Genomic DNA, 4433 nt, shown 5'->3' on the forward strand with positions numbered 1-4433 from the left:
AAAAACCTGCCAGCGGTGTTTTTCACACCACTGGCAGGTTGGCATTTACATGTCCGGACTACGAATATCTTACGATTCTGCCGTTCCTCATATTAAAAATAATTTTATGAACCTTCCGGGATGAATAATTCCTTGAGTTCATATCGTACAAAATAGTAACATAGTTTCCGGAAGCAGTTACTTTGTATGGCCAGTAATTTCCGGTTCTGAATGTGTTTGTTTTCCAAATAATCTTTCCTTTAGTCGATATTTTGTAAACATACTTGTCATAGTAGCCGGTTACATAAAGATTATCGTACCTGTCAAAACCGAAAATATGCCCTGCCGGGCTGATTTTGGATGTGCTCCATAAACGTCTGCCGTCTTTTTTCCGAAATGCAATTACTTTGGAACTCTCAAAAACATAAACTTTGTCTGCGCGAACAAGGCAGGTTATCTGCTTAAGTTCTGTAGCAGGATAACTCTTTGTCGTATATTTCCAGACTAATCTGCTCCTGCTGTCCAGCCCCCGTACAGTCATAAACTTCTTACCGCTTTTGTAATAAGTTTTCATTCTGACTGTAGTTGCTGTCCGATTTGCAGCCTGAGCCTGAACAGGCATCATCGCCATTAATATCAAAAACAATATGACCGGTAACAGGATTTTTCTGGTCTTCTTTTTCCTAGATATCTTCCTTTCCGGGATTATCCCAAACATTCTCAAAGTTACCTGGCGAGTCCGCCACTCCATTTCGTCAATGCTTTTTTGTTATTTCCATTTAAATCGCATCTGCATTTCCTGCTTTCCCAGGAATATTTCGATTCTGTGTAGTAAATGTATTTGCCCTTTACGCTTACCTGCGTGACATTTTCTCTGGTAATCAGTTTTCTGCCGCTGCCATTGCGGTTCATGATTGCAAGACTTCCTCCATGTGGAAATTCTGTCGCTGAAACAAGGAGTTTTCCATTACTCAGACGGCGAATATCACTCACGCCATAATTGGTATAAGCAACTCTTCTGGTCCTCACATTCATAATGCTTAAATTATAATATGCACCACCATACTGTGTGCAAAGACCAAAATAAAGATAAGTTCCATCACAGGCAACCGGTGCCAGAGATCTCGCAGGTCCTGATTTATAAAGCAGTGTTCTGGACTTTCTGGAACTGATCGAATACTGTTTGATTCGAATATTTTTGTAATTTCCTCCAAATGAACCATAAGAATAAAAGTTTCCACTTGTATAGTAAATAACCTTTCCATTTGTAACAAAGCTTCCACCCGAGCAGTCTCTGACAAGTGCCTGTGTTTTTCCATTTCTTCTCATATAAATCGTGTATCTGTTATATCTGTCATTATATTTCATGGAATACACCGTATTTCCAATTTTCTGAGACTTATAAAAACTTACCCTCTTATAAGAACTCAATCCTGACGCTGCCTGCACCTCCGTTGGTGTCTGTACTGTTGTCAATGTCATACACATCACAATCGCCAGGACAACACCCAACATTCTTTTAAAAATTTTGGTTCCCCTTTCCATTTTTTTCCTCCTTCATTTTTTATATATTTTCAGCCAACATCGCTGTTGCCTTCTTTATATATTGAAAATAATATATCTGATCTGTTAATTTATAGTTTTAATATACCATACACCTGTCCTATACGCAAGAAAGGACAAGATTCTTTTGAATCTCGTCCTCTCTCAATTTAATCATGTCTTTCGTCTTTATTATCATAGCATTCGCAGAATCTCGCTGCAAAGGCAGGCGGTTCGTTGTTTGCATAAAGGTGGGAAATGTCGCCGAAGGAATTCATTCTGAAACTTGCGATTCCTTTGCGTCTTTCTTCTGTTGTTACGGTCGTTACGGAACTTGGCGCAGCGGCGGCTCCGTGCCAGAGGACCATTGGGGATACGCTCATCAGATGGCTCAGAAGCACACATTCCAGGCCGAAATGGCAGAAGAAAACGATGGTATCGTTGTTTGCTTTTTCGACTCTGTAGTAGTGTCCTTCTCTGACATAACCATGTTCTGCGAGAAGCTTATCAAATTCTCCTGTGACATAGTCGTAATGTTTTTTTGTATCTGCTGCCTGGAGGCGTTCATTTTCAAACCAGTGATCATACTGATAAAAACGCTCGTCCATGCTCCAGTCCTGTGGAAGCCAATCCCAGAGAATGATCTTGCGGTCCGTTACATCCGGACGGTCGATCAGAACATCAAACTCTCTGAGCCAGTCACATTCTGTCGCTGTTCGGTTCATTTTTTTGAGAGTAAGAGATGCGGTGTCTTTGGCTCTGCCGAGCGGTGACACATAAAAATCTTTGATATCAAGTTTTGAAAGTTTCTCAGAAAGAAATTCAACTTCTTTCCAGCCTTTTTCTGTCAGGGAATCTATGGTGTAATCCGGATCACCGTGACGCACGATCAATAACTTCATATTTTAAAGCCTGTCCTTTCTTACTTTCTGCCACAGCATTTCTTGTATTTCTTACCGCTTCCGCATGGGCATGGATCGTTTGGATAGATTTTCTTTGTTGCCATATTTGACGGAACAAAAGTCTTATTTGCTATGCTTCCCATCGGAACGATTGACGGAATCGTTCTTTCCGATACGGACATACGTGCGATCTCATTCGGTGTATATCCACGGAAATCCAGCATTCTTGTGTTATTATTTACATTTGTCATGATAGAAGCAAAAGTTTCCATCTGTTTATCTGATTCAAACACAACATTTCTGTTCTTAAACTCTTCTGTGATATCAGAAAGCATTCCATCCATAGAAAACTCTTTGAACACAATGTACATCAGCTCTGTGATCTGAGCTGTATTCTGATGAAGTTCTTCTCTCAGGAAGTTTTCAAGTTTTTTATATGCCGGATCCTGGGATGGGTAGCCGTGTTTTGCATAGTCCAGCACTTCTTCCGGTGACGGCATATAGAATTCTCTGTCTCCCTGATACTCTTCGATCCGTTCATAAAGGTTTTCGCGAAGTACTGTTTTGAGGATCATTTTGTCATCGCGGACGATGCACATATTGTCGTTTTCCGGAACCTGTTTCAAGATTTCAAGGAATTCGTCATAACTTACCTTGTAATCTGGTCTTCTGCGATACATGCGGTATACGATCTTTAATGGCGCGATCGCATAAATAAATCCGAGCATAGTCTGGCAGGAACGCATCCAGCTTACCTGTCTGCATAATTTGCGGAATTCCGGAGTGTTGATCTCTTTATATAAGGAAATAACTGCTTTCGGAACTTCGGCATGATGGTCGCTGTAGGAAACCACATATCCTGCATCGCTGAGCCAGCCAAGTTTGATCCAGTCTGTTTCTTCTGCAAGAAAACATTTCTTGTCCAGGACTGCCTCAAATGCATCTGCTTCCCATTCATCTGCCTGAAGAAAAATCTCTCGCATTCCTTCCGGACTCAGAACATATTTCGCAATCTCCTCTGCAAGTTCTTCTTTGGTGCTGCCACTGCAGGTGATGTTGAATTCTTTGGCTTTTTCTTCGAGATCTTCTTTTTTGTAGGAAAGAAGATATTCTTTGACATCTGGATTTCTGGTTCCTTCTTCTTCCAGCTCAAGCTCTGCCATTTTTTGTTCGATAAATGGATTCAGATAGTTATCCGTAAATTCTCTCATGATTGAATCAGTGGATTGTTTATTATGAAGTTCCCGACTTACTGGCTTTGTGCTGGTTATGAGGATTTTATTGCTTTCTGTATCTGCCTTAATTTCTTCGAAGCTGCGATAATCAGATTCTCCGTCCTGCAGTTTGAAAGTCTCTTCAAGATAAGCATTTCTTTCTAATGCATCTGTCCATATTTCTTCATCTTCTCTGCTTACTTCTTTCATGATTACAGGAAAACATACTTCTTTGTCTCCCTCATCTAATACCGCTTTCTTAACTCTGTTTTCAATATCTACACGATATTCCGGCAGTTTTTCTTCTGCATGGATTCTGAAAGTAAACCATTTTTCTGTATTCATCAGATCATTTACGAAAGTATCTGCTGCATTTTGAAAATCATACTGCCAGGTTGCGCTTTCCCCGTCTTCTGTCCATTCCCGGATGCGTACTTTTTTCTGGAAAAATTCAAATTCATATAAAGATGAAGTTTCATATTCCAGAATCTCTTCAAGTACAACTGCCATCTGTGCAAATGTGATATCTGCAGGAACAAGGCAGCGTCTCCAAATAGGTGGTTTTGTTCCTTTTCTGGTTATTTTTACCTTATAAAATTCCATATGTTCATCCTTTACGTATAAATTTATTATTAGTTTTTATCTCAGTATACACTGAAGCAGTTCAAAGATACAGTCCGCCATTCTATATTTAAGAAATAAAAAAACCAATGATACAACAGATTTCTCATCTGCTCTAGCATTGGCTTTTTTCTATCGTATCTTCAAAACCACATACATGTTGACATTTCTGAAC

The 4433-nt window shown here is 39.9% G+C and carries 4 protein-coding genes; all 4 read right to left on the reverse strand.

Going from position 1 to position 4433, the window contains the following annotated elements; all coding sequences use genetic code 11:
- Nucleotides 1-58: 58 nt before the first annotated feature.
- A complete protein-coding gene (locus QZL69_RS00520; RefSeq protein ID WP_173905673.1) occupies nt 59-697 on the reverse strand; it encodes an outer membrane protein assembly factor BamB family protein in 639 nt (212 codons plus the stop codon).
- An 8-nt stretch (nt 698-705) separates the two neighbouring features.
- Complete coding sequence (locus QZL69_RS00525) at nt 706-1524, reverse strand: DUF5050 domain-containing protein (protein WP_022213281.1); 819 nt, start codon at nt 1522-1524, stop codon at nt 706-708.
- 167 nt (nt 1525-1691) lie between these two features.
- Nucleotides 1692-2423, reverse strand: a complete 732-nt coding sequence (locus QZL69_RS00530; RefSeq protein ID WP_022213282.1) for a histidine phosphatase family protein — start codon at nt 2421-2423, stop codon at nt 1692-1694.
- A gap of 20 nt (nt 2424-2443) precedes the next feature.
- On the reverse strand, nt 2444-4240 hold the full coding sequence (locus QZL69_RS00535; protein ID WP_022213283.1) for an IS1096 element passenger TnpR family protein: 1797 nt from the start codon (nt 4238-4240) through the stop codon (nt 2444-2446).
- Nucleotides 4241-4433 lie beyond the last annotated feature (193 nt).

Source organism: Blautia sp. CAG:237 (assembly GCF_000436615.1).
Taxonomy (GTDB): Bacteria; Bacillota; Clostridia; order Lachnospirales; family Lachnospiraceae; genus Blautia_A; species Blautia_A intestinihominis.

Excerpts from the sequence above, each read along its gene's own strand:
- QZL69_RS00525 (WP_022213281.1), bottom strand. The coding sequence starts at position 1,524 with ATGGAAAGGGGAACCAAAATTTTTAAAAGAATGTTGGGTGTTGTCCTG.
- QZL69_RS00520 (WP_173905673.1), bottom strand. The coding sequence starts at position 697 with ATGTTTGGGATAATCCCGGAAAGGAAGATATCTAGGAAAAAGAAGACC.
- QZL69_RS00530 (WP_022213282.1), bottom strand. The coding sequence starts at position 2,423 with ATGAAGTTATTGATCGTGCGTCACGGTGATCCGGATTACACCATAGAT.
- QZL69_RS00535 (WP_022213283.1), bottom strand. The coding sequence starts at position 4,240 with ATGGAATTTTATAAGGTAAAAATAACCAGAAAAGGAACAAAACCACCT.